The organism is Bradyrhizobium sp. USDA 4510, assembly GCF_054059095.1.
Map to the genome: position 1 here is coordinate 1,688,373 of NZ_JBSSBT010000001.1, position 24,706 is coordinate 1,713,078.

Sequence of the window (24,706 nt, forward strand, 5' to 3'; positions counted from 1 at the left end):
CCTTCAGCTCTCGGCGGCGAGTCAGTTCGGGCAGGGAGCCGAACCTTTCAGCTTTTTGCGCGCCATCAATCTCGCACCGCCGTCAAGTCTGTCGACCTAGATAATCTTTCAAGCTTCGGTTACTGAGATGATGACCTTGAGAGCGTTCGTCTTGGCCGCCTCGCCGAACGTCGCATAGGCGTCCATGATATTGTCGAGCTTGAAGTGGTGCGTGATCAGTCGCTTGGGATCGATCTTGTTTGATTGTACAGTCTTAAGCAGCATCGCCGTTGTGACGGTATCGACGAGTCTTGTCGTGATCGCGACGTTACGGTCCCAGAGGCGTTCTAGATGCAGATCGACCTTGACGCCATGGACGCCGATGTTAGCGATGACACCACCAGGCGCCACGATGTCCTCGCAAGTGACAAAGCTTGAGGGAAGGCCGACGGCTTCGATCGCGGTATCGACGCCACGACCGTCGGTCATCTTCATGATTTTCTCGACTGCCTTGCCGTCCCTATTGTTTATTGTTGTGGTCGCACCGAAGCGGGACGACATTTCGAGCCGGTTGTCGTCAAAGTCGATCATTATGAGTTCCGACGGTGAGTAGAATTGAGCCGTCAGCAACGCCGCAAGCCCGATCGGGCCGGCTCCGACGATCGCGATGGTCGCGCCGGGTTGAACCTTGCCGTTGAGCACGCCGCATTCGAACCCGGTGGGCAGGATATCGCTCAGCATTACTGATGCTTCCTCATCCGCTCCGGCGGGGATGCGGTATAGGCTGGTTTCGGCAAAGGGAATGCGGACATACTCGGCCTGGGTGCCGTCAGTCGTGTTGCCGAGGATCCAGCCCCCGTTGACACAATGCGAGTACATTCCGCGGCGGCAATAGTCGCATTTTGCGCAGGACGAGATGCAGGACACGATCACGCGGTCGCCGGCCCGAAAGGCGGTGACGGCGGCGCCGACTTCTTCGATGACGCCGGTACCTTCGTGGCCAAGGATACGGCCTGGTGTACAGGTCGGCACGTCGCCTTTGAGGATATGCAAATCTGTTCCGCAAATCGTCGTCCTGACGATCTTGACGATAGCGTCCGTTGGCGCGGCAATCTTCGGCTTTGGGCGATCCTCAAGCGCCTTCTTTCCGGGGCCTTGGTATACCAGCGCTTTCATAACCATTCTCCTACGTTCGATTTTGCCAATGGAGTGAATCGTCTCGAGCATCAGGCGATGCCCCAGTGTCACCGGTGCTATCCTCCCACGCTGCGCCTGGGCATAGTCGCGTTTCATTGCAGAGAGCAGGCGAGCGGTCAGAACCGCGCCGGGCGCTCCGATCGGACAGCCGTGGGCAACGGCACCGCACTCGACCTTGATGACTGAGCGAGTCCAAGCTGCCGGTCAGGGCGATGGTGATCGATGCAGAGGCCTCATCTCGATGCGTCCAATCTCGCCAACCCGATCAGGCGCCTGCCGGACGACAAGATGGAGCCGAGCCCCAACATGCGTAGCGAAAACTATGACAGTTACTTCCTAGTTCCCTTGATAACCATCAATCGCCCGTATTATTCGGCGAGCAGGAGCAACTGGGAATATATGCTTGTTCATCACAGGTGTAGGATTGCGACCCGACCGCGCCCGAGCCGATCGACGTCACTGTCGACGGAAGACGCATCAAGCCTCGCCGATTACTTCGAGGGGCTCGTGAGAGGACCTATTCATTGACGATGATCAATGCTTGAAGCCGTTGCGGAGTTCATGATTCCTTGTGATGCCAGCAGCGAAGGAAGTTTCTATGCGGCTCGGGAAAATATGCATCGCTCTTGCGATACTACCCGGCCCGCCCGCTTCCGCCCAGGCCGGCCGGTCCGGGTTTTGTCCTGTAAAGCATGCGGAGATTGTATCCGCATGAAGCCTGCTCAGACATTTTGATGTTCTCGATTGTTTAGTCCCGGAACGCCAGCAAACATTGCGAACCGGCGCTCACGCGATCGACAAACGATGTACTACTGGCGTTGGGGCATCGGTTGACGGTCTTTGGAACGCAGGTTCATCATGAAAGTCGGAATCGTTGGAGCAGGTAGGGTAGGGTGTTCCTGTGCTCTTGCCATGGTGGTACGGGGGAGTGCCCGGACAATTGTGATCGTGGACCGAACGTCTAAGCGGGCGAGGGCGGTCGCCACCGATCTTCGTTACGGAGCGCCGCTCGGCCCAAAGACCACCATTGTCGATGGCGACTATGAAGAGCTTGCCGATTCTCAGCTGGTTATGATTGCCGCCGGCATCAATGAAAAGGCGGGGGGCGCCACCGACCGCAGCGATTCCCAGGGCAGGTTGCGGTTGCTTGACAAGAATGCTGAAATCTACCGCGAGATCGTTCCGCGCATTGTGCACGCCGCGCCTAGCGCGGTGATATTGGTCGTGACCGATCCGCCGGATCCGCTCGCCGATATTGCGCGCGCAAGCGTATGCCATGATCGCGTGCTAAGTACCGGTACGTTTTTGGATTCCTTGCGTTTCCGCGTTCATCTGGCGGCGCATTTCGGCGTCGATGCCAATCATGTAGAGGCGCAGGTGGTCGGCGAACATGGGACCTCGCAGGTATTCCTCTGGTCAACCGCCCGGATCGCCGGCGTGCCGGTCGGCGAACTCGTCGGACTTCGTGGCCGAGTGCCTCACAGTTTACGCAGGCAGATCGAGGCAGACGTTCGTTACGCGAATATCTCTATCATCGAAGGCAACGATGCGAGCCAGTTTGGCATTGGTATCGTTGCGGCGCGGATCGCGGAAATTGTTCTTCGCGATGAACGAGCGGTGATTCCGATCGGCAGCTATAACGGCAAATTTCGCGTTACTCTCTCACTTCCAAGCGTCGTCGGGCGCGAGGGAGTGCTTCGGATTTTCGAACCCGAGATGTCCGTCGAGGAGCAGCGGGCGCTGGAACTGGGCGCGGCTAACTTAAGGAGGTCGCTAGGTCGTCGGTAGACGGAAAGCATTTTGTCGGGCTGCAGCGCCGGACGCGAAATGCGCGCGGCGTGCCAGAGCTGATTGATAATCAATCCGTCAGCCTGGTCCGCCGCTCTCGTGACCTCACGCCGTGCCTCCTGCTTGCGGCGTGGATGCCGGGGGCCAGGTTGGCCTTGCATCGACAGTTGCTTGTAGTAGCAGGCCGCGAGGGCACGTTGCCGGTTGACGCGCCCGCGAGCGCGTCAACGACGCCATGACCATTCGATGCGGCAGCCTGAAAAGGACCCAGCCGGTACGGCAGGAACAGCGTGTTGGTGTCCGCCGTCTGCCTGACGCGAGGGCTGCCGCAACGATGGTGGCTTCGTCTATGTTTCCCTCCTTTCGAGGATGAATAGACCCGCGGGATGGTGACCCGCGCTGAAGTCCACACACGCAACAAAGATGTCGCAACTTCGAAGAATTGCTCCGTGACAAAGATCAATTTCGTGTCCGTGCGAGAAGATCGCGCGAAACTGACGACCGTCAAGGGGGAGGCTGGCCTGCGCACGGTATCGTGCGGCGAGGAGACGCTGCCTATGATTATCGCCGCCGTGCAATCGAACCAGTCGCGCGCCAGCCATGTTATGCGCATGGCGAGATTCGAGCGATTTTTTCGGATCGTAGCCAGCGTCGATGTCGACAAGCAGGACATCAAGCGCTACAGCGATTTTATCAACCAAAAACTTTATGATTTCCTGCCGCGGGCCCAGGCGGTCGCCAAGGCGAACGGCGGCGTGATCCTGGAGCCATTCGACCTGCCGGTCACCAGGGGATTGCAGGAATGCATCCATGAATTCGTGAGACTCGACGAAGAGATCGAGCCGCGGCTGATCCTCGACCGCGTCGCCACGCGCCCGCCGATTGATCTTGCTTACGGAGAGGATCGAGGCTCGCCTACCGGACATCGTGGGAGGTCTGAGTGTCGCGCTCGCGCATACGTTCAACATCATCGCCCCCGGGTTGTAGAATCCATCGAACGAGCACTGGCGGAAGTGTTTTCGTATTTTCGATCTGCTGCTGTAGCTGCGCGAACAGCAGAGTAGCCAAACATCGCGACGGCTGTCGCGAGCGAGGAGAGAGCGATGATCAGGGATGTAATGGTGTGGCTGGACGGCGGCGCCTCCGACGAAATTCGTCTGGCAGCTGTCGCCGACATGACCCGCCAGCTGGAGACCCGCGTGGTCATCGGGTTGTATCTCAACGTTCTGCCTTTGCCGGGGCCGATTGAGGGCGACGTCACCGCCACAATCGTCGAGCATGCGCGCCAAACTGGCAATGCGGTGGAGGAGGCATTAGCCAAGCGGCTGCGAATGCTGGATCGGATGGTCGAGGTCCGGCGCCTCGATGTCTTGTCCGATGACGTAGCCAAAATTGCCGCGCGAGAGGCGCGCTCCGCCGACACCTTCGTGGCACTTCGTCCCAATGGCGCGATGGATCCGGAACAGCTCGTCGAAGGCGTGCTGTTCGGCTCTGGCAGGAATGTCTATCTCGTTCCCGAGACGGAGCGGCCGAGGATCACCTTCGATCGCATTATGGTCGCTTGGAACGGGAGCCGGGAAGCGGCTCGTGCGCTTGCCGAAGCGATGCCGTTTCTTCACAAGGCGGAAAGTGTGTCGGTCATCGTTGCGACCGGCGAAAAGCCTACCGAGGAGGAGGCGGTGATGGGGATCGATGCCGTTAATCATCTTCGGCATCATGGAATCAAGGCCAGTCTGCATCGCATCAAGTGCCGCTCAAGCGAAGTCGGGCCGCAATTGATGGCTGAGGCCGAGCGCCGGAAGGCGAACCTTATCGTTATGGGCGGATATGGTCACATGCGCCTGCGCGAGCGGCTGCTCGGCGGGGTGACCTACAGCCTGTTGCACGAAGCGCCTATCCCGCTGCTGATGGCGCATTAGGACACGTCGCACCTTGCCCCGACAGCGAGATTGCAGATGCCGACGATTGATAGCCGCCGCGAGCAGATGTTTCCCAAGCTTGCGCCGCATGAAATCGACCGTCTTCGCCGCTTCGGCGCGGTGCGGAACTACCGTGCCGGCGAAGCGCTGTTCGTGACCGGAGAAGTCGCCCCGGGCATGTGTGTGCTGATCAAGGGCTCGGTGCGCGTCGTCAGGCGTGATCCGCTAGGCCATTGCGCGCCGATTGTGGAGCAGGGACCCGGTGAATTCGTCGCCGAAGTGGGACAATTATCGGGCCAGCCCGCTTTTGTCGACGTTCACGCCATCGACGATGTCCAAGCCCTCTTGATCCCGCCGGAGAATCTACGTGCGTTGATGATTGGGGAGCCCGAACTCGGCGAACGCATCATGCAGGCTTTGATCCTCCGCCGCATTGCGCTGGTCGAGGCAGGCGCCGGTGGTCCAGTCCTAATCGGCCCCGAATCGAGCCCAGACGTTGTGCGCCTGCAAGGCTTTCTCGCCCGCAATGCGTATCCACATCAAGTGCTCGATCCAGCAAAGGACCCCGACGCGGCGAAGCTTGTCCAGCAGTATGCACCAAATCCGGCCGACCTGCCGCTTGCGGTGTGTCCGAAAGGAACAATCCTGAAAAATCCGAGCGAAGCAGAGCTGGCGCGCGCGCTTGGAATGGTGCCGATCGACGACGAGAGCCGAACCTATGATGTCGCAGTCGTTGGCGCTGGCCCGGCGGGCCTTTCGACGGCGGTGTATGCCGCATCAGAGGGCTTGTCGGTCGTCGTCTTCGACGCCCGTGCCTTCGGCGGGCAAGCCGGGGCCAGCGCGCGGATCGAGAACTATCTCGGTTTTCCCGCCGGCATATCCGGCCAAGCACTCACCGGCCGCGCCTACGTCCAGGCGCAGAAATTTGGCGCGCGGATGGTGATCCCTGCGGGGATATCGCGACTCGATTCGAGGGAATCGCCGTTCACGCTGCACCTGGAGGATAGGCGGTGTGTGAGGGCCTCGACGGTGGTGGTTGCGAGCGGCGCCCGCTACCGCCGCCTCAACGTGCCGAATCTGCCGAGTTTCGAGGGACGCGGCGTTTGGTATTGGGCTTCGCCGATCGAGGCACGCCTGTGTCGGGGCGAGGAGATCGTCCTGGTCGGAGGCGGAAATTCAGCGGGCCAAGCCGCCGTATTCCTGCGCAACTTCGCAAAAAAAATCTGGATGCTGGTTCGTGGACCAAGCATCACGGAGAGCATGTCGCGTTACCTGATCGACCGTATCGCGAATCTCGATAATATCGAGGTGCTGACTCACACTGAGGTGGTCGCGCTTTATGGCAGCCGGGAAGGGCAATTGGAGCGCGTACGCTGGCGCAACAGCTCGACCGGCGAGGAAACCGAGAAGCCGATCCGCCACCTCTTCCTCTTCATCGGCGCGGAGCCGGCAACGGCTTGGCTTAAGGGCGCCGGGATCGCGTTGGACAGCAAGAATTTTGTACTGACTGGATGGGACACTCCCTCCACCATCCGCTCGAAGGGTGGCGCTAGCCGTCCGTTGCTACTCGAGACCAGCGTAGACGGTGTATTCGCCGCCGGCGACGTGCGATCTGGGTCGGTCAAGCGCGTGGGTGCCGCGATCGGTGAGGGTGCCGTCGTCGGGGCGGAGCTACACATTGCGCTTGCCAACGGCCAAGTGCGAGACAAGAGTGAACAACGCGCCAGTCAAGACTCGCGCGAAACCGAAAACGCACTTGCAGTCCCATCACAGCAGTGAGCAGCGGCGATGCCGAGATGTATCACGGCCACGACTTGCGAAGTTGACCATTGCCAAGGTCGGCAGGGGTGGACTGGATACGATCCCGTTCGGACATCGCGCTGCTGCCGCGGCTTTGAGTAGCTTTTCGAATGCGATCATGAAAACCACCGTACCCGGCCGTTTCGCGATTTCAAACAAGCCACGAGTATCTTGACGGCGGTCAAGGGCCAGCTCGGCGGTTTGCGGCATCATCGTTCGGGTCAAGGAACCCAGCGGAGAAAATCCATGTGCGACTACAGCCTACATGCCGTTACGTCACGCCCCGCAAAGGTGGGAGAGAGTTTGGTGTCGACCAGCTTTCGCGGCACATCGACCCGCGGCTTTGCCACCAAGGACGAACCCACCGTCGCCGTTTGTCTGCTGCCGGGCACCGAGCTCGCATTCGAGCAGGACGTGAGATACAATCGCAACTGGTTGTTGACCAAGAGCGCGGGCTTCCGTGTCGCCCAATTCTGCGTGATCAAACCGGAAACGCCGGCGCAACACCACGATGCCCTGCTGTTTCCCGATGGCACCATTATTCTTGTGAACCTCCTGTCGGAAGGACAGCATGCTCGGGTGCTTCAATTGCCAGCTGTCTGGCTGAGAAAGAAGAGCGACGATCACGCTGGGCCGGCCCCCGTCTACTCGGCCGAGCAGGATAACCGCGTTGAGATCGAACCTGCTCAACAGGCATCATAGGTCCGGCCGGATAATTGGTGCTGCTCCCGTCCTCAGGGGCGCAGAGGGCGACGCGATAGCTCGTCAAGCGTTCGTGAGAAACGTCCAGGCCCGCCCGAAGCCGCAATCCTGCGCCCTTGTCATCTTCGGTGTCACAGGAGACCTGACCAAACGGCTGGTGATTCCTTCGCTTTACAATCTTGCGGCAGCCGAACTGTTGCCGGAAAGATTCTGCGTTGTCGGCGTCGCGCGCTGCGGCATATCGAACGAAGCGTTGCGCGAGAGCCTAATGAAGGGTCTGCATCAGTTCGCAACCCGCCCCGTGGAAGACGCGGTCGCGAATCGTCTTCTGGAATGCATCACCTCGGTCGTGGCCGATCCCGGCGAAGGCTCTTCTTACGATCGTCTTAAGGAGCAGCTTGAACGGTTGGAAGCCGCGCGCGGCACCGGGGGCAATCGGCTGTTTTATTTAGCGACACCGCCTGATGCCTTCGCGCCGATCGTGCGCCAACTCGGCCGTCTCGGCTTGTTGAAGGAGGACCCCGGCGCCTGGCGGCGGGTCGTGATCGAAAAGCCGTTTGGAACCGATCTGGCATCGGCGCGTGTGCTGAATGCGGAATTGTTGAGCATCCTCGGCGAACACCAGATCTACCGAATCGATCACTACCTTGGCAAAGAGACCGTCCAGAACATCCTGGTGCTGCGCTTCGCCAACGGAATGTTCGAGCCGATCTGGAACCGCCATCACATCGATCACGTGCAGATCATCGTGGATGAGCAGCTCGGTGTTGGCCATCGCGGTAGCTTTTATGACGCGACCGGCGCTCTTCGCGACATGGTGCCGAACCATCTCTTTCAGCTGTTATCGCTGGTCGCTATGGAGCCGCCGAGACATTTCGATGCCCATAACGTGCGTTCGGAAAAGGACGGAGTGCTGTCGGCGATCCACTGTCAGAGCGAAGAGGAGGCGCTGAAAAACTCCGTGCGCGGCCAGTACACTGCCGGGAAAATCGGCGACACGGAGATTCCTGATTACCGAAATACCCCGGACGTCCGGCCGGACAGCGCTACGGAGACTTACGTTGCGATGAAACTGAATATTGACAACTGGCGTTGGGCCGGGGTCCCCTTCTACTTGCGCACCGGAAAGGCGCTCGCCATGAAGCGCACGGAAGTGGCGATCAAATTCCGCGAGACGCCGTTTGCGATGTTTCGATGCACGCCCATCGAGCAACTGGCTGAGAACTATTTCGTCATCGGCGTCGAGCCGAGTGAAGGCATCACGCTGCAGTTCAACACCAAGGTGCCGGGGCCAGTGATCAGGATCGACGGCGTGCAAATGAAGTTTCTCTATAAGGACTACTTCAAGTCCGAGCCTGCGACGGGATATGAGACCTTGATTTACGATTGCATGATTGGCGACAACATTCTGTTCCAACGCGCCGACGGCGTGGAGGCTGGCTGGCGGGCGGTTCAGCCGCTCCTCGACGCCTGGAAACGAGTGGGCAGCAAGGGGTTGGAATTCTATCCTGCGGGCAGTGAGGGCCCTCCGGGCGCGTTTGAACTTTTGAAGCGCGATGGCCGAAGCTGGCGGAAGCTCTGACGGCGATGCGCTCGAGGAAACAGCCGCCGAGAGATTGTGGGCCTGGATTCAGTGTCGACCGCGATACCGTGGAATCGGCTCACTTATCGCTTATCAAGGGTTGTGAGCACCGGCAGTTTCAACGGGGCTGTGCTTCGACGAAGAAAATTTAGGGATCAATATCTGAGAGCGGTTGCGTGGGCAGCGAGCCCAGGCCGAGAGTTGTGTATGGCGCTCAAAATCGAAAACTATGCGATGATCGGCGACTGCAAGACAGCAGCCATGGTCGGGCACAATGGCTCGATCGATTGGCTGTGCTTGCCGAGATTTGATTCGGCTGCGTGCTTTGCCGCTTTGCTTGGCGACGCAGAAAATGGACGGTGGCTCATTGCGCCGAAGGATGAGCCGATCGAGACGTCGCGACGCTACCGCGCAGGCACGTTGGTTCTCGAAACGGAATTCAGAACGAAGGGTGGCACTGCGACGCTTATCGATTTCATGGTACCGGGAAATCGGGCCGAGCTTGTACGCATCCTCGTAGGTCGACAGGGGCGAGTCGAGTTTCACTCCGAATTTGTAGTGCGATTCGACTATGGGGCGACGGTGCCGTGGGTCAACCGGCTTGATGACGGCAGCATCAGCGCAATCGCCGGTCCGGAGCGTCTGGTGCTGCGTACGACAGCCGCGCTTGACGGCGAGGACCTAAAAACAGTTGGTGAACCTGCGGTCACGGCCGGCCAGTCAATCCCGTTCATCCTCTCCTACGGGGCGTCGTTTCAAGATCCTCCTTCGGCGATTGATGCCTTCGACGCGCTGAAACGAACGGAAGCATTCTGGCGTGGATGGAGTGATCGGTGTCCCGAAGTCGGTCGCTGGACGGAAGCGGTCAAACGTTCGCTCATTACATTGAAGGCTCTGACCTACGCCCCGACCGGCGGGATTATCGCCGCGCCCACGACCTCTCTGCCGGAGCTTATTGGTGGAATCAGAAATTGGGACTATCGCTTTTGCTGGTTGCGTGACGCCACGTTCACCCTGCTGGCCCTAATGCACCTCGGGTACTACGACGAGGCGCGGGCATGGCGAGACTGGCTCCTTCGCACCATCGCCGGTAGTCCGGAGCAGGTGCAGATCGTGTACGGAGTGGGAGGCGAACGCTGGCTGCCGGAGCTGACCATTCCGTGGCTCGGCGGTTATGAAAGATCGTTGCCGGTGCGCATCGGAAACGCCGCCTACCAGCAACTCCAACTGGACGTCCTCGGCGAGGTCACCGACGCCATGTTCCACGCCGGGAAGGGCGGTATAGGTTTAACCGACCGTGGCCGCGCCCTGCAGCCCATCATGCTGAAATATCTCGCCAGCGCTTGGCGCGAGCCGGATCAAGGTATTTGGGAGGTACGCGGCGAGCGGCAGCACTTCGTCCATTCGAAGGTCATGGCCTGGGTTGCGTTCGATCGTGCCGCGAATGAATTCGCCACCCGCGGATCAATCGAAGCATCTCGGCATTGGCGAGCGGTCGCCGACGAGATCCACGCCGACGTGTGCGACCGCGGCTTCGACCGCGATCTCGAAAGCTTCGTGCAGGCTTACGGCTCAAAACGGCTCGACGCTGGCTTGTTGCTGATGCCGCTGGTTGGCTTTTTGCCTGCAACGGATCCGCGCGTGAGGAATACCGTGCAGGCCATTGAAAAGAGACTGCTGGTCCAGGACGAGTTTGTTCTGCGGTATGAACGCGCAAATCCCGGTGACGGTCTGCCCCCGGGAGAAGGAGCGTTTCTGGCGTGCAGCTTTTGGTTGGCCGACAATTACATTCTGCAGGGCCGCTATTTGAAGGCCCGCAAGCTGTTCGACCGCCTCCTATCGCGTTGCAATGACGTGGGACTGTTCGCCGAGGAATACGATCCGTTCGCCGGCCGCATGCTGGGCAATTTTCCGCAAGCCTACAGCCATGTGGGTTTGATCTGTTGCGCCTTGAATCTCACCCGGGGAACGTGTCCTGCGAAGGAGCGCGCCGAGCCGCAGCGCCCGGCGATGCGTCCGATTCCGCAAGCCGCAGCGGAGCCGGACTGACGTAGACGTTCCTGCTGGACGGCGGCCCGCGGGCAATGTCAACCAGCCGGTCTGGTTCTTCGAATATCATTTTTTTGCTGCTGGCGGTGGCGAAAACGGGCAATCGTCAAAGACAAATATCGCCGCTTGAGGTGATGTGTTTTCAGCGTCTCATGCAAGCAAGAGGAATAGTCAATGGTACTCAACGTGGTGACGATCAGTGGCAGCCTGCGCAAGGGCTCGTACAATACCGCGCTGATGCGGGCGTTGCCTAAGCTTGCGCCTTCGAATCTTCATCTTTCCGAGGCGCCGCCGTACGACGGCATGCCCCTGTACAATATGGACGTTCAGGCCGCCGGCTTTCCAGGTGAAGTGACGACCTTCGCTGAAGCCATCAGGAAAGCCGATGGCATAATCATCGTCTCGCCCGAATACAACTGGACTCCCGGAGGCCTGAAGAACGAGCTGGATTGGGTATCGCGCCTGGAAAATCAGCCCTTCAGGGAGAAGCTAGTCGCCATTCAGGCCGCCAGCGGCGGTCCCCTGGGCGGGGCGCGAATGCAGTATCATCTGCGAATGGCGCTTACCTATCTCAGCGCCTTCGTGTTTGGGATACCGGAAGTATTCGTCGGACTAGCCCAGACAAAATTTGATCCGCATACGCTCGAACTGAAGGACGACCCGACCAGGAAGGTGATTGCCGATCAGCTCGCGGCCTTCGCGAAATTCGTTGCTCGCTTCAAAGGGTGAGCTTCAACACTATTTCTTCCTTGGCGGCACGTTCCCACCATTGTCCAGGATCGCGGCCACCGACTGTCGGTCAGGTGAATCGGCTCACTCGTGCCAGTATTTGCCGATCTCGAATTCTGGCAGCTTGATCGCAAGCCTAGCCAACTGCATTTCACAACCTGGCGAAGCACTGAGACGGTGAGCGTATAATTTTATATGTGCGTATGTCTCGTCGCGCCCCGCATTGACAGTCGTGTATCGACGGCGTGAGCCAGTCATCACTGGCCAATTATTCTACGAGCGGCGATGGACCGATCGTAAGTTGATGCCTACGTAAAAATACGACATAGCGCATCCTGCGTGTGGCCGATATAGCATAAGTGCGTAGGCTGCGCGGTTCAGTCATGCGTCTGCTCGCAGCACACACAAAAACGAGAGCGGCTCGCGTCGGCGAAATCAATGTTCCTGGCTCCATCTGATACGCTCAGAGGGTTTGCGACAATCAAGAAACCCGCATGCCGGAAATGTGGACGCGCTATGGCCGCGGGCAGGGCCGCGCCAGGCGCGCTCGGTTATCAAGAACTCACTTTTGCTTGCTCGACGTGCGGCCAGTGCACGACACTTTCAATCCCCATCGATCCGCTCAGGAGTGATGCGGTAGGTTGGCTTAGAAGCGAGCTCAGGCCGCCGAAATAGTCATATTTCTTTGCATGCAGCGGCAGAAGAAGGGAAGAACAGGATCATGGTTAGAGTACAGCCGCTCAACGGCGAAGAACCCGAGAGGTCCGAGGACGTTATTCAGCGCGAACTGCTTGGTCAGCGCGGCGTGCTCGGCGCCCCGGACTCGGCCAGGCCGAGCCCTCAAGGCGAAAAGGATACGCATGATTTCGGCGCAGTGCATAGAGTGGCGAGGACCGCTGGTGGATTGCTTACTACTGTACTTTGCGTCGGCTCAGGTCGAGCTGCGTACATCCCGTACCACGATCTGCCTGCCGCTCGCGGCGGGCATTCGCCGTGATCGACTTCGCGATGTCGGCCTTTGTGACCCTGTTACTGGTCGTCGACCCCGTCGGATTGGTGCCGGCGTTTCTCGCGGCAGCAGGCGGACTCAGTAGCCGAGACAGGGCGCGAATCGTCGTCCGGTCTCCGCTGATCGCTGCGGGGATCCTTGTAGGTCTTGCATTATGCGGGAACTGGCTGTTGGGCCAGCTTGGGATCAGCATTCCAGCTTTTCAGATCGCGGGCGGACTTCTTTTGTTCGCTGTTGCCTACCAGATGGTCTTCGGTGACCGGCCGCACCGGGAGGCACGCGAAACCGACAAGACGATGGCCGAGCAGGTTTCGGATATCGCCGTCTTTCCGTTGGCTATCCCGCTGATGGCCGGACCAGGCGCAATTGCCACCACGCTATTGTTGTCCAGCGCCGCAGGCACGACATCGAGACTGGTTGTGCTCATTCTGGTCATTCTGCTGGTGTGCCTGACCTGCATGATTAGCTTTGCTCTGGCCGTGCCGATCGCGAAAACACTGGGCAACACTGGAAATGCCGTGCTTTCCCGGCTGCTCGGGATATTGCTCGCGGCTTTCTCGGTTCAGTTCGTATTGGATGGGGTCGCATCCGCTCACGCAAGCGCCTGAATAGTCGGTGGGCGCGTTGACGAGACGACCCATCAATGACCGCATCGGCATGCCATGCTAATTTGGCAACGGTCTGAGGCGGCCCCGCTGAACGTCAGTCCGCCTCCACAGAATCCCCTCCGGCCGGCAGACTTCGCCGCACCGGCAGATATTCCACGCCGCCGCTGCTTTGCATGCGGACGGGTTGCGGATACAGTTTCAGGAGCTCGAAAACGCCGTCAGGCATGTCAGTGTTCACGGGCAGGCCCAGCCGCTTCGCTGTCGACGCCCAGATCGGATAGTCATGCGTCCAGGCGCCGGATGCGAGCTGTTCCGCCAGCTTGGCGGCTTGTTCAGCGGGCAGCCGCCGCTCCAGCAGCTCGCTTGCCGACTGTTTGACCTGCGCAATAGCCTTGCGGCCGACGTCGGCCATTATCAGCGTTTGATCTTCAATCTTGGCTAGCGGCTTCTCCTCGACAACCTTAATCAGCGAGACTGCCGGCGACTGTCCGAGCTGCGGATCGATCGGGCCGAGCACGGCATGGCTGCTCATCACGGTCTCGTCGGCCGCCAGCGCGATCAGCGTACCGCCGGACATGGCGTAGTGCGGCACGAAGACCGTGACTTTCGCCTTGTGCTCGCGGATCGCCCTGGCGATCTGCAGCGCTGCCAACACGAGTCCTCCCGGCGTGTGCAGCACGAGGTCGAGGGGCACATTTTCGTCTGTCATCTGAATGGCGCGCAGAACCTCCTCCGAATCGTTGATGTCGATATAGCGCGCGATCGGGAAACCCAGTAGCCGCATAGTTTCCTGCCGGTGCACCAGCAGGATCACCCGCGATTTTCGCTGGGCCTCCAGCTGCGAGATCTTGCGCACGCGCATCGCCTCGAGCATGCGCTGGCGCAACAGCGGCTGGATCGCCGAGAACATGAAGAAGATCCAGAAGAGATCACCGATCGACATGGAAGCCTCCACGAATAGCATCTCACATCCGCCCTTCAGGATCGAAGCCGAGCACGCCTTCGTCCCGATAGTAGGCCCGGTAACGCCGTTCGGACTGGACGATGAGAGAGACAAGTGCGAAGCCTGCCACAAACCCGCCGATATGGGCCCACCACGCGACGTCCGCGCGCATTGGCGTTACCGCCAAGTCCGGGATTCCCTGCAAGATCTGCATGAGGAACCAGAACCCGACATAGAAGAAGGCATAGACTTCGAAGAACAGCGGGATGAACAGGATCGGGATCACCACGACCACCCGGGCGAAGGGGAACAGGCGCATGTAGCTCCCGAGGATACCGGCGATCGCTCCCGAGGCGCCCAATGCCGGTACGATCGAGACCGGGTTGAAGAAGATATGCGCGACAGAAGCCGCAACGCCGCAGGCAAGATAGAATGCCAAATAACGGCCATGACCCAGCCGATCTTCGATCGTCGGACCGAACAGCCATAGCGTCCACATGTTCAGGATGAGGTGCAGCCACCCGCCGTGCAGGAACATCATAGTGAAGAGCGGCAGGACGTCGTCGATGGTCGGGTCGATCCCGTCGGAGGCAAGAATCCCGGAATAACGCGCAGGGACAAGCGCGAATTGATACAGCAGCTGCTCAAGCTCGTAGGGGCTAAGGCTGATCTCGAACAGGAACGCGATACAGTTGGTGGCGATCAGCACCCACGTGATCACCGGCGGGTAACGGGTCGGGACAGTATTCCTGATCGGGAACATCTGCGTCTCTTCGTAACCGTTCCGCGATGCCCGGTAGATACTGCGCCCAGATTCCTGGACGGACCATGACGATCGTCAATTTTCGGGCGGGGAGGGCCAAGCGTCGCCGCCGGCTGCGGGTGGTTTCGGTACGTCCGGGCGGACCTGTTCTCGCTATCCTCCGGTTACGGCGAGAACGGCTTCCTTGATCTTGGCCAGCCCAAAATGTCGGATCATCTCCAAATCGACGTGCGGCAAATTGGGCATTTCATTTGAGATGACGGTTGCGTCAACAATTGCCGGGCCATCGATCGCGAGAGCTTCGACTACCGCTGCCATCAATTCCCACGGGCGTTTGGCCATGTATCCGTGGCCACCGCACGCACGGGCTAATGCTGCGAAATCCGGGTTTGGAAAGTCGATGGCTTCGCGAAATGGCACCAGTCCGACGCTTTCGGCTTCCAGCGTGATCAGTCCGAGCGACGAATTGTTGTAGATGATGACCTTGACCGGCAGGTTGTGATGGACTGCTGTCAGAAATTCGCCCATCAGCATATTGAACCCGCCATCGCCGGTCAGCGCGATCACCTGACGGGAGCGATCCAACGCCTGTATGCCATTGGCTTGGCCGAGGGCCGTTCCTACCGCCGCATTGTTGAAGGATCCGATGATCCGCTGCGTCCCGGTCTGACGGATCCAATTGGCCGACCATAGCGTGTTTAGGCCGGTATCCAGGACGAATATCGCGTCGGAACGGGCGAGATCGCTAACCGCGCGGGCAACCGCCTGTGGATGGATCTGATGGTCGCTCCGCTTGATATCCGCTTGCTTGTTGAGCATGGCGTCCCATTTCCTGCGCTCGTCGGCGACCTCGTCCCAGAATTCGGTATCGGTCTTCTGGGCAACCCGGCCGAGTAATTGCTTCAGCGTCGGCCGGACCGATCCGGCAACGCCGAGCGCGGTCAGAACGCGTCGTCCTAGCACCTGTGGTCGTTCATCGATCTGAATCACCGTGCTCTTGGTCGGAAGGAAGTTGGAATAAGGATAATCAGTGCCGATCATCAGGAGCAGGTCGCAACGCATCACGGCATTGTAGACGGCCCGCGTCCCGATCATGCCGAGACCGCCCATCCAGCGGGGATCGTCGTAGGGCAGGAGGTCTTTGCCCTTAACTGTATGGATCAGCGGAGCCTTGAGCCGATCCGAAAGAGCGCACAACAGGTCAACGGAGCCGCGGCAGCCGGCGCCGCACATCATCACTATCTTGCCCGCCTCTTCAATCCGCCGGGCTAGTTCGGCGATCCTTGCCTCGCTGGCGGTGACTTCCGACCGGGGCTTCAAGGTTGGGATGCTGGGAACGGTGCCTTGCGCTTTCGCTGCGATCACGTCCTGCGGAAGCGTCAGATGTGCGACGCCCGGGCCGGCATAAGCGGCCGCTATCGCCTGATGGATGACCGCCGGTGCCTGCGCTGCGGTCGAGATGGTCTCGGTGTAGAGCGACACGTCACGAAACAAAAGATCGGGTTCAGTGGTCTGGATGTAATCGGTGCCATGTAGCTTGCGCGGCATGTCGCCAGACAAGGCCAGCACTGGCGCATGATCGCGGGCCGCTTCATAAAGACCAGCAACCAGATGATTGCTGCCAGGTCCAGTGGTGCCGGCACACACTGCGAGCGTGCCCGTGATCTTGGCCTGGCCGGCGGCGGCCTGCGCCGCGCCTTCCTCGTGGCGGACGCTGACCCACTCGATCTTGCTGCGTCGGACCACATCGGCAAGCGGATTGAGCGAGTCGCCGATCAATCCGAAGATGTGCCGAACGCCGATTTGTTCGAGGGCACTTACCAGAATGCCGGCAACTGTCTGTGACATGTTCCGTTCCCAACTCTCGCCACCGAAGTTCGTTCAATGCGGCAGGCTGGCGCCCCCACCGGCCATAGACCTTGACCGGCGTCAACCCGTCAACGAGGCGACGAAGTTGTGATAATTGCTGGCCCAGCTCCCTTGTTCCAACAGCGCTTGTCGCGGCAATGTGCGAGCAGTCGCCGCATGGGCGCGCCCGGTCGAGACCGGATGATGAGCCGCTACCCCCGTTCATGCGGGCGGTGGCCGCTCTCAGTAATTTAATGTTGGAACAACCCGTGCGGACGAGATCATCCGGATGTACGCCGGGGCGCCACACCTCCTGGTCGATCGGCGCGCCAGCAGGCAGACCCCACATTGCTCTGATCCTGTCGTCCCATTGCAATTCGTTGGCTTGTGGATTCCACGCTTAACGGCCAAGCTTCACAAGATCGACGGCGTCCGGGCGATTACGATCAGCTGCACCATTTCGTCGCCGATGGCACGTCTGGGATGCGACACCGGTGGAGACAGAGCTGCTCAAAGACGCCGACCGGCTTGTCGGCGGCGGTGATGCGGTGCTGGTTATCCACGACACTGCGGTGCCGAAGAAGGACGAACACTCAGTCGGTGTTGCGGCTCAATATGCCTCGGGCTTGGCAAAAAGGGGCGAATTGCCAAACATTGGTGTCGCTGACGCTCGCGTGGTGAAGTGCCGGTGATGATCGCATTGCGTCTCTTACTACCCGAGAGCTGGACCAGCGATGCGGTACGGTTGAAGCGCGCCGGCGTACGGTCAACTACCGATCGCCACGGTCCAAGCCAGAGATCGCTTTGGCGAAGATTGATCGCGCGATAGCAGCCCACGTACGCTTCGGTTGTGTGCTGGCGGACGCGGGATACGGCCTGAGTGCGCCGTTTCGACAAGGACTCACGGCACGCGGGCTGGCGTGGGCCGTTGGCATCCCGCGTCACCTCAAGGTATACCCGGTCGGCGTCAAGCTTATCTGGCCGGTTGCAATGCGCGGGCGTCCCCCAAGCGGTCCATTCCGGACATCCTGTCGCGCCCGGCCGAAGACATGCTGGCCGACACCAAGTGGAAAAATGTGAGTTGGCGAACGGGGACAAAAGGCCGATTGAAAGCCCGGTTTGCCGCGGTTCGGGTGCGGATCGCCGATGGATCTCCCCAGCGGATCAAGGATAAGGGCCAGCAACATCTTCCCGCCGAGGAGGCTTGGCTGACCGGCGAACACAGGACGTCAGGGGAAAAGAAATACTATCGCCAATCTGCCCGCCGCGACAGATCTGCGCACATTAGCCGCCGCCATCAAGGCACGATAGATTTGCGAGCAGGCGCATCGGCAGTTGGAAGAGGAACTCGGGCTTGATCACTTCGAGGGGCGGTCCTGGCAAGGCCTGCATCGTCACGCGCTGATGACCATGATCGCCTACGCCTCCCTGCAACACCCAAGCCTCGTCAAGCGGGGCGGAAAAAAAGAATCAACGGACCGCCGCCGCAGCCAAGCTTACCGGCGGTACGCCACACCATCGTCGACTTCATCCTTCGACCGTCAGCTCAGCGATGCCCATACTGCCGAAAACGAATCCGTGAAAAGCTGCCAGAGAATCAGTATCGTATTGTCGGAGCGGAAAAACTAATGAGTTCTTACCCTAGATCCTCCGCACTCGGGAAGGATGACAGGCGCGCGCAAGGCCATCAACCTTGCTATTTGCCGGCCAATTTCTTGATCGCCGACTTGATCGACGACGCGGCCTCGTTATAACCCTGCCATGCCGTGCTTCTGGCGAGCAACGCTGGCGCAGTGCGCACGGTGTAGCGCTCCGGATCGAGATCACTTTTCACCTGCGCCCAGGTCAGCGGCATCGAAACGGTGGCTCCGTCACGCGCCCGCGGCGATAGGGGTGCGACTGCCGTCGACGTGCGATCGTTGCGCAGATAGTCGAGGAAGATCTTCCCCTTGCGCAGCCGCTTCGATATGTAGAGCAGATACTGGTCGGGCGCATCCCTGGCCATCCACTGGCAAATGCCTTGCGCGAAGCCTTTGGCTTCCTTCCAGCTCAGCTTGTCTTTTGCACGATAGAGCAGCGGCACGACCACATGCAGACCCTTGCCGCCAGTGGTCTTGCAAAAGCTTTCCATGCCGACATCGGCCAAGCGCTGTCGCATCTCCTTGGCCGCAGTGACCACTTCGGTGAAATCGACGGCGGGCGCCGGATCAAGGTCGAACACGAGCCGGCCCGGCGTGTCATAGGCATATGGCGCGCAATTCCATGGATGCAGTTCGAGGCCACCGATCTGCGCGACCATGGCAAGCCCTTCGACGCGATCAATCTGCAAGTATGGTTTGCGGCCGCCGGAGACTTTTGCGAGCTTGAGATATTTCGGTGTTCCCTGCATGGCATGACGCTGGAAGAAACGTTCGCCGTGGATGCCGTCGGGACCGCGGATGATCGAACAGGGTCGGCCCTTGATGTGGGGAATCAGCCATTCGCCGACCGCCTCAAAATATCGGGCGAGGTCGAGCTTCGTCACTGGCCTCCCGTCGCCGCCGTCCGGCCACAACTCCTTGTCGGGCTTTGAAATGACAACGCCCATGACCTCGGTGGGTGTGCGCTCCGCCCCTGCGGGCTGCACCCCAGTCGGTTGCCGCGATGTCGCAGTTGCGCGTGGGACCGGATTGACAACTTTGTAAGTTACCGGCTCTTCCGCCTTGACCTCGCTGGCTGGATTGTTCTGCCGAGATTGCTTACGTCGTCCCATGTTTGCAATGGCTCCTGGATACCAGAATTGTGGAAAAAAGTTGGATCAGGCCGTCGGCCGAAGTTTTCTCCATGCACCTCAGCCTTAAGTTCGTCGACTGAGTTGCTCCATGCAGTCTTCAAGCAATGCCGCAGGCAGTCGGTGTGGGACCATCGCGCTCGACGCCGCGTACCGAGCGCGCTCGACATGTGCCATAGCTTTGCTGATGAGCCGCTCGCCGTTTCCCACGTGCCATCCTGTCGTTGACCGGCGATGCGCTCGGCCCCCCTTTCGTGCCGACATCATGATACCGGAACGCGACGAACTGGCGTGCCGGCGCCACCTGAATTTGGACGAATTGTCCGCCGCCGCGTGTGCCCGGTTTGGCGCGGCCGCGCCGCCCAAGTCCGGTTCCGCGAAGGCGACCGCTGCACCTTGAGCAATTTGCTTTTGCCTGCTTGCCTTTGCGTTGCGGTGGCCATTGCGCGCACCCATCTTATGCTCCGCTTCAACGCGCACAATTACTCAAAGATCCGATTTTCTCGCTATTGAGGCTCCTATGCTTCATTGACTCGTCGGTTCGTCGCGATTGAACGCTTCGGGAGCGTTCGCCGGTGATCCGTGGAGGTGTGCCGACGACGTTGGTTGCGAGAACCACTCCGGTCGCCGCAGCGCTCTGCCGAAGCGCTTTCATCAGACTAGTTAGCTTGGTCGAGGTTCGACAAACGCAGTCGGCCTTTCGGCGTTGTCAATGAATCGCCGGCAAGCGGCGATGGAAGCGGCGACCATTCCATCATTGCGGCCGAGAATCGGTCCTTTGGCCCTTGACGGTCGTCATGGAACCGGCGGCGCGATGCGCATAATCATTTCTCGCCGAAGCCGATCGAGGAGACAGTTCCATTCAGATCAAGGTTGCGAAGCTCATCGCTGCAACACCCGCCACGGCATTTGCGAACGTCGCCGATTGGCCCGACATCGCGCTCGATCAGAAGCATCGGAGTGCTCACCGCCGGCCCGATCCGCGCCGGCACGCGGTTGCGCGAAGATCGCGTCATGTTCGGCGCCGAGGCGACGCATGAGCTGGAAGTCGTGACAGTCCATGTACAGCGGCAGGCGCGGCATGATGCTGATCTTTCGCAGCCGTCCGGGGACGGTGCCGGGACAGGGACTGCAGCCGCTCACGGCGCCGCCATGAGAGTGAGCCTGCGCGACGAACTGGAACGCAACGCCGACTTCGCGGCGACGATCGACCGGCACGTTGCCGTCTAGGCTCTGCAGGCGTCCTCGCAGCGGTTCCTTGATTGCGTGTTGCTTGATGACCGTCAATGACCGGGCGTGCGCGTCGGCGCATGCTGACCGCCAATGACGGCGACCAGGAGCTTCGATCATGAAAGGATTCAGACCGCTGCACGATCGCGTCCTGGTGCGACGCATCGAGGCCGAGGAGAAGACGCCCGGCGGCATCATCATCCCCGATACCGCAAAGGAGAAGCCAGTCGAAGGCGAGGTGCTGGCGGTCGGAGCCGGCGCGCGCGACGAGAACGGCCGGATCGTTCCGCTCGACGTCAAGGTCGGCGATCGCGTCCTGTTCGGCAAATGGGCTGGCACCGATGTGATCATCGACGGTGAGGACCGGCTCATCCTCAAGGAGGCCGACATCCTCGGCGTGATCGAAGGAAAGACTCGCGCGCACGCCAAGGCGGCGTAGCGCGCAGGCGTCGACGGCATCGATTTCGTCTTCAAGGAGTAAGCCAATGGCTGCCAAGGAAGTCCGGTTCAGCGGCGAGGCGCGCGAGAAGCTGCTGCGCGGCGTCGACATTCTGGCCGATGCGGTGAAGGTCACGCTCGGGCCCAAAGGCCGCAACGGCGTGCTCGACAAGTCGTTCGGGCCGCCCCGTATCAGCAAGGACGGCGTCACGGTCGCGCGCGAGATCGAGCTCGCCGACAAGTTCGAGAACGTCGGCGCCCAGCTGCTCAAGCAGGTCGCGCTGAAGACGAGCGAGCTCGCCGGCGACGGCACGACTACGGCGACGCTGCTCGGCCAGGCGATCGTCCGCGAGGGCGCCAAGGCAGTCGCCGCCGGCATGAACCCGATGGACATCAAGAACGGTATCGAACTCGCCGTCATCGCGGTGGTGGCGGACATTGGTGACGGATTCGGTGGACGTGCACGAGGAGAACTGGCCTGAACTGCGAACGGTCTCCATTACGCCGCCGCTGGCCTCTGCCTTGAAGCGACTGGCAGCCGACGGCCCGCGCGGCGAGCTTCATTCGAAAAGCCTGCGCCGAACGGCTGCGCAGGCAAGGGAGGAGATATGATGCCAGGACTGTTTCTCGATCGTCGAGACGCGGGCAGACGACTCGCCGAGAAGCTTGGAGGCTACTCCCGTCGCCCGGACGTGCTCGTTTTGGCGCTGCCGCGCGGCGGCGTGCCCGTCGCCTATGAGGTAGCCCGCGCGCTCAACGCACCTCTGGACGTGTTTGTGGTCCGCAAGCTCGGCGTCCCCGGCCATGAGGAGTTGGCGATGGGCGCGGTCGCGACAGGTGGCGTGCGCGTGCTCAACAACGAGATCGTCGAAGCCCTGGGCATTCCGACGCCTATCATTGATGCGGTTGCGGCACGCGAGCGCCTGGAGCTGGCACGGCGCGAGCGGCTTTACCGTGGCAGCCGTCCGCAGCCCGACGTGCGCGGCCGCACGGTGATCCTGGTTGACGACGGGTTAGCGACAGGTGCCACAATGTACGCCGCGATCGAAGGGTTACGACAGCAGGGGCCTGCGCGCATTGTCGTCGCAGTTCCGACGGCATCGCGCGACGCCTGTGAGGAAATGAAGAAAAGGGCCGACGAGGTCATTTGCGCAATTACGCCGGAGCCATTCCAGGCGGTGGGTCGTTGGTATCAGGAGTTTTCACAGACTACGGACGATGAGGTGCGCGAGCTGTTGGCGAGCCAAAGCAAGTCCAACGCTGAAGTCGCACGTTTTCGCGCAGCAGATGATGTGCTCGTCAATGACTTGCGCGAGACTGCGTATCCCCTGGTCGGATCCGTGCGCGACTATGATCCGTTGATCGGGCGGATCGGTGAAGCGCGCTTCGCTCTGCTTGGTGAAGCGTCCCACGGTACCCACGAGTTCTATCGCGAGCGGGCCGAAATCACGAAGCGACTCATCATCGAAAAGAAGTTCACGGCGGTCGCGGTGGAGGCAGATTGGCCTGACGCCTATCGTCTCAATCGCTATGTGCGCGGCGCTGGCGACGATGTCGATGCGGTAGATGCGCTCGCCGATTTTCGTCGTTTCCCGACCTGGATGTGGCGTAACGCGGTGGTGGTCGAGTTCATTGAGTGGCTTCGGGCACACAATGATGGACTTCCTCCGGGTGTCGGAAAGGTCGGTTTCTACGGGCTCGATCTCTACAGCCTGCACGCATCGATGAAAGCCGTGCTCCGTTATCTGGAGAAGGTCGATCCCGGGGCGGCGATCCAGGCGCGTGAACGTTACGCCTGCTTCGATCATGTCGGCGAGGATACACAGGCCTACGGCCTGATGACGCGCCTGAATCTTTCCAAATCGTGCGAGGAGGAGGTTGTCAACCAGTTGCTCGAGTTGCAGCGCCGGGCGGCCGATCGTACGCGCCGTGGCGGCGCCTTGGATGATGATCTCTTCTATGCCGAACAGAATGCTCGCCTGGTGAAGAACGCCGAGGCCTATTACCGCTCGGTGTTCCTCGAGGCGGTGTCATCATGGAATTTGCGCGACCGGCATATGGCTGAGACGCTTGAGGCACTGGTCAGCTACCTTGATCGAAAATCCGGTCGCGCCAAAATCGCCGTCTGGGAGCACAATTCGCATCTCGGCGACGCTCGCGCGACGGAAATGGGCCGGCGCGGCGAACTGAATGTCGGCCAGCTCACACGCGATAAATACGCCGACGATGCGGTTCTGATCGGCTTTACTACGCATCGTGGCACGGTAACGGCCGCTTCCGATTGGGGCGGCGCGGCCGACCGCAAGCGCGTCCGGCCGGCGCTCGGCGGCAGCTACGAGGCGCTGTTCCATGCTGCAGGGCACGACCGATTCCTTCTGATCATGGACGACAGCGATGTGGTGGTGCGGCAATTGGGCGCGCCTCGGCTCGAGCGCGCGATCGGCGTGATCTACCGCCCCGAAACCGAGCGGCAGAGTCACTATTTCCAGGCGCGACTGCCGGACCAATTTGATGCAGTCCTGCATTTCGATGAGACATGTGCGGTCAAGCCGCTCGAAACCACCGAGGCGTGGGAAGCCGGCGAACTTCCGGAAACATTCCCGTTCGCGGTATGAACTTCGGGCCATAGCAAGCGAAAAGGAAGCATGCCATGAACAGTTCCGCAGCTCAAATGATTGAGGGGCAATTGATCAGCGTCCCTGCTGGTTCCGTGACGCTTAACGGCAATCTGACTATGCCGGAGGACGCACGTGCGGTGGTGCTTTTCGCTCACGGGAGCGGCAGTAGCCGCCACAGCCCCCGCAACCGGTATGTGGCACGTGTGCTCAACGAGGCGAAACTGGCAACCTTGCTGATCGACCTGTTAACGGTGCACGAGGAAGTGGTCGATGCGCGCACGACGCACTTGCGCTTCGACATCGACCTGTTGGCCGAAAGGCTCGTCGATATAACCGACTGGCTCATCCAATTCCCCGATACCAAGCACTTTCCGATAGGCTATTTCGGCGCCAGCACCGGGGCCGCAGCCGCGCTGGCGGCCGCAGCGATCCGCGCCGATCCAGTAGGGGCAGTTGTTTCGCGCGGAGGCCGACCGGATCTGGCCGGTGCTGCCTTGACGCGCGTTCGGGCTCCAACGCTATTGATCGTTGGAGAACACGACAAGCAAGTCCTTGAGTTAAATCGGGCTGCTCTCGCGCAGCTGCGCTGCGAAAAGCAATTGGCGATCGTAACGCAAGCAACGCATTTGTTTGAAGAACCTGGAGCGCTGGATGAAGTGGCGAGCTTAGCGCGCGATTGGTTCAAGCGCTACCTCGTCGTCGCCGCTTAAGCCACTGCGACCGGGTAGGCCGCA

Annotated in this window: 21 protein-coding genes and 2 pseudogenes; 17 read left to right on the plus strand and 6 right to left on the minus strand. The window is 60.4% G+C overall.

Annotated elements, in window-relative coordinates; all coding sequences use genetic code 11:
- Window positions 1-108 precede the first annotated feature (108 nt).
- The gene (locus ACVMDN_RS07535) at window positions 109-1,155 is read right to left on the minus strand and encodes a zinc-dependent alcohol dehydrogenase family protein (RefSeq protein WP_253587574.1); all 1,047 of its coding nucleotides are present in this window, start codon (window positions 1,153-1,155) and stop codon (window positions 109-111) included.
- Window positions 1,156-2,034: 879 nt separating this feature from the next.
- On the opposite strand from ACVMDN_RS07535, the gene ACVMDN_RS07540 reads away from it, so the two are divergent.
- The 9 genes from ACVMDN_RS07540 to ACVMDN_RS07580 all read left to right on the plus strand — a co-directional run bounded on the left by ACVMDN_RS07540 (window position 2,035) and on the right by ACVMDN_RS07580 (window position 13,362).
- Entirely contained in the window at window positions 2,035-2,964 is a 930-nt protein-coding gene (locus ACVMDN_RS07540; protein WP_301322233.1) for a lactate/malate family dehydrogenase, read from the plus strand.
- Window positions 2,965-3,413: 449 nt separating this feature from the next.
- On the plus strand, window positions 3,414-4,028 hold the full coding sequence (locus ACVMDN_RS07545; protein WP_253587573.1) for a DUF1931 family protein: 615 nt from the start codon (window positions 3,414-3,416) through the stop codon (window positions 4,026-4,028).
- Window positions 4,029-4,067: 39 nt separating this feature from the next.
- Window positions 4,068-4,883, plus strand: a complete 816-nt coding sequence (locus ACVMDN_RS07550; protein ID WP_253587572.1) for a universal stress protein — start codon at window positions 4,068-4,070, stop codon at window positions 4,881-4,883.
- A 36-nt stretch (window positions 4,884-4,919) separates the two neighbouring features.
- On the plus strand, window positions 4,920-6,662 hold the full coding sequence (locus ACVMDN_RS07555; protein ID WP_253587571.1) for an FAD-dependent oxidoreductase: 1,743 nt from the start codon (window positions 4,920-4,922) through the stop codon (window positions 6,660-6,662).
- A 267-nt stretch (window positions 6,663-6,929) separates the two neighbouring features.
- Window positions 6,930-7,385 (plus strand): hypothetical protein, encoded by a 456-nt coding sequence (locus ACVMDN_RS07560; RefSeq protein ID WP_253587570.1) that lies wholly within the window; start codon window positions 6,930-6,932, stop codon window positions 7,383-7,385.
- A 73-nt stretch (window positions 7,386-7,458) separates the two neighbouring features.
- Window positions 7,459-8,967 carry a glucose-6-phosphate dehydrogenase gene (gene zwf / locus ACVMDN_RS07565; protein WP_253587569.1) on the plus strand — a complete coding sequence of 503 codons (1,509 nt, stop codon included), beginning with the start codon at window positions 7,459-7,461 and terminating at the stop codon, window positions 8,965-8,967.
- Window positions 8,968-9,174: 207 nt separating this feature from the next.
- Window positions 9,175-11,016, plus strand: a complete 1,842-nt coding sequence (locus ACVMDN_RS07570; RefSeq protein ID WP_456835394.1) for a glycoside hydrolase family 15 protein — start codon at window positions 9,175-9,177, stop codon at window positions 11,014-11,016.
- A gap of 174 nt (window positions 11,017-11,190) precedes the next feature.
- Complete coding sequence (locus tag ACVMDN_RS07575) at window positions 11,191-11,745, plus strand: NADPH-dependent FMN reductase (protein WP_253587567.1); 555 nt, start codon at window positions 11,191-11,193, stop codon at window positions 11,743-11,745.
- A 993-nt stretch (window positions 11,746-12,738) separates the two neighbouring features.
- Window positions 12,739-13,362 (plus strand): MarC family protein, encoded by a 624-nt coding sequence (locus tag ACVMDN_RS07580; RefSeq protein ID WP_253587566.1) that lies wholly within the window; start codon window positions 12,739-12,741, stop codon window positions 13,360-13,362.
- 94 nt (window positions 13,363-13,456) lie between these two features.
- Here ACVMDN_RS07580 and ACVMDN_RS07585 read toward each other — a convergent pair whose 3' ends face one another.
- From ACVMDN_RS07585 to ACVMDN_RS07595, 3 genes are all read right to left on the minus strand, one after another.
- On the minus strand, window positions 13,457-14,305 hold the full coding sequence (locus ACVMDN_RS07585) for an SDH family Clp fold serine proteinase (protein ID WP_253587565.1): 849 nt from the start codon (window positions 14,303-14,305) through the stop codon (window positions 13,457-13,459).
- 22 nt (window positions 14,306-14,327) lie between these two features.
- Window positions 14,328-15,068 carry a rhomboid family intramembrane serine protease gene (locus tag ACVMDN_RS07590; RefSeq protein WP_253587564.1) on the minus strand — a complete coding sequence of 247 codons (741 nt, stop codon included), beginning with the start codon at window positions 15,066-15,068 and terminating at the stop codon, window positions 14,328-14,330.
- 153 nt (window positions 15,069-15,221) lie between these two features.
- Window positions 15,222-16,916, minus strand: a complete 1,695-nt coding sequence (locus ACVMDN_RS07595; protein WP_253587563.1) for a thiamine pyrophosphate-dependent enzyme — start codon at window positions 16,914-16,916, stop codon at window positions 15,222-15,224.
- Between the two features lie 494 nt (window positions 16,917-17,410).
- On the opposite strand from ACVMDN_RS07595, the gene ACVMDN_RS07600 reads away from it, so the two are divergent.
- From ACVMDN_RS07600 to ACVMDN_RS07610, 3 genes are all read left to right on the plus strand, one after another.
- The gene (locus ACVMDN_RS07600; protein ID WP_456835393.1) at window positions 17,411-17,608 is read left to right on the plus strand and encodes a transposase; all 198 of its coding nucleotides are present in this window, start codon (window positions 17,411-17,413) and stop codon (window positions 17,606-17,608) included.
- A 112-nt stretch (window positions 17,609-17,720) separates the two neighbouring features.
- Entirely contained in the window at window positions 17,721-17,996 is a 276-nt protein-coding gene (locus tag ACVMDN_RS07605) for a transposase (protein WP_456835392.1), read from the plus strand.
- Between the two features lie 255 nt (window positions 17,997-18,251).
- Window positions 18,252-18,545, plus strand: a complete 294-nt coding sequence (locus ACVMDN_RS07610; protein WP_428841160.1) for a hypothetical protein — start codon at window positions 18,252-18,254, stop codon at window positions 18,543-18,545.
- Window positions 18,546-18,612: 67 nt separating this feature from the next.
- Here the strand turns inward: ACVMDN_RS07610 and ligD are convergent.
- Window positions 18,613-19,512, minus strand: a pseudogene (ligD, locus tag ACVMDN_RS07615) (non-homologous end-joining DNA ligase); the annotation flags it as partial.
- 998 nt (window positions 19,513-20,510) lie between these two features.
- A complete protein-coding gene (locus ACVMDN_RS07620; protein WP_301322231.1) occupies window positions 20,511-20,642 on the minus strand; it encodes a hypothetical protein in 132 nt (43 codons plus the stop codon).
- 4 nt (window positions 20,643-20,646) lie between these two features.
- Between ACVMDN_RS07620 and ACVMDN_RS07625 the strand changes: the two genes are divergently transcribed.
- The 5 genes and pseudogenes from ACVMDN_RS07625 to ACVMDN_RS07645 all read left to right on the plus strand — a co-directional run bounded on the left by ACVMDN_RS07625 (window position 20,647) and on the right by ACVMDN_RS07645 (window position 24,682).
- Entirely contained in the window at window positions 20,647-20,916 is a 270-nt protein-coding gene (locus ACVMDN_RS07625) for a hypothetical protein (RefSeq protein WP_253587562.1), read from the plus strand.
- A 118-nt stretch (window positions 20,917-21,034) separates the two neighbouring features.
- The gene (locus ACVMDN_RS07630) at window positions 21,035-21,355 is read left to right on the plus strand and encodes a co-chaperone GroES (RefSeq protein WP_253587561.1); all 321 of its coding nucleotides are present in this window, start codon (window positions 21,035-21,037) and stop codon (window positions 21,353-21,355) included.
- A 46-nt stretch (window positions 21,356-21,401) separates the two neighbouring features.
- Window positions 21,402-21,794: pseudogene (locus ACVMDN_RS07635) on the plus strand (TCP-1/cpn60 chaperonin family protein); the annotation flags it as partial.
- Window positions 21,795-21,962: 168 nt separating this feature from the next.
- Entirely contained in the window at window positions 21,963-23,969 is a 2,007-nt protein-coding gene (locus ACVMDN_RS07640; RefSeq protein ID WP_456843629.1) for an erythromycin esterase family protein, read from the plus strand.
- Window positions 23,970-24,004: 35 nt separating this feature from the next.
- A complete protein-coding gene (locus tag ACVMDN_RS07645) occupies window positions 24,005-24,682 on the plus strand; it encodes a dienelactone hydrolase family protein (RefSeq protein WP_456835391.1) in 678 nt (225 codons plus the stop codon).
- Window positions 24,683-24,706 lie beyond the last annotated feature (24 nt).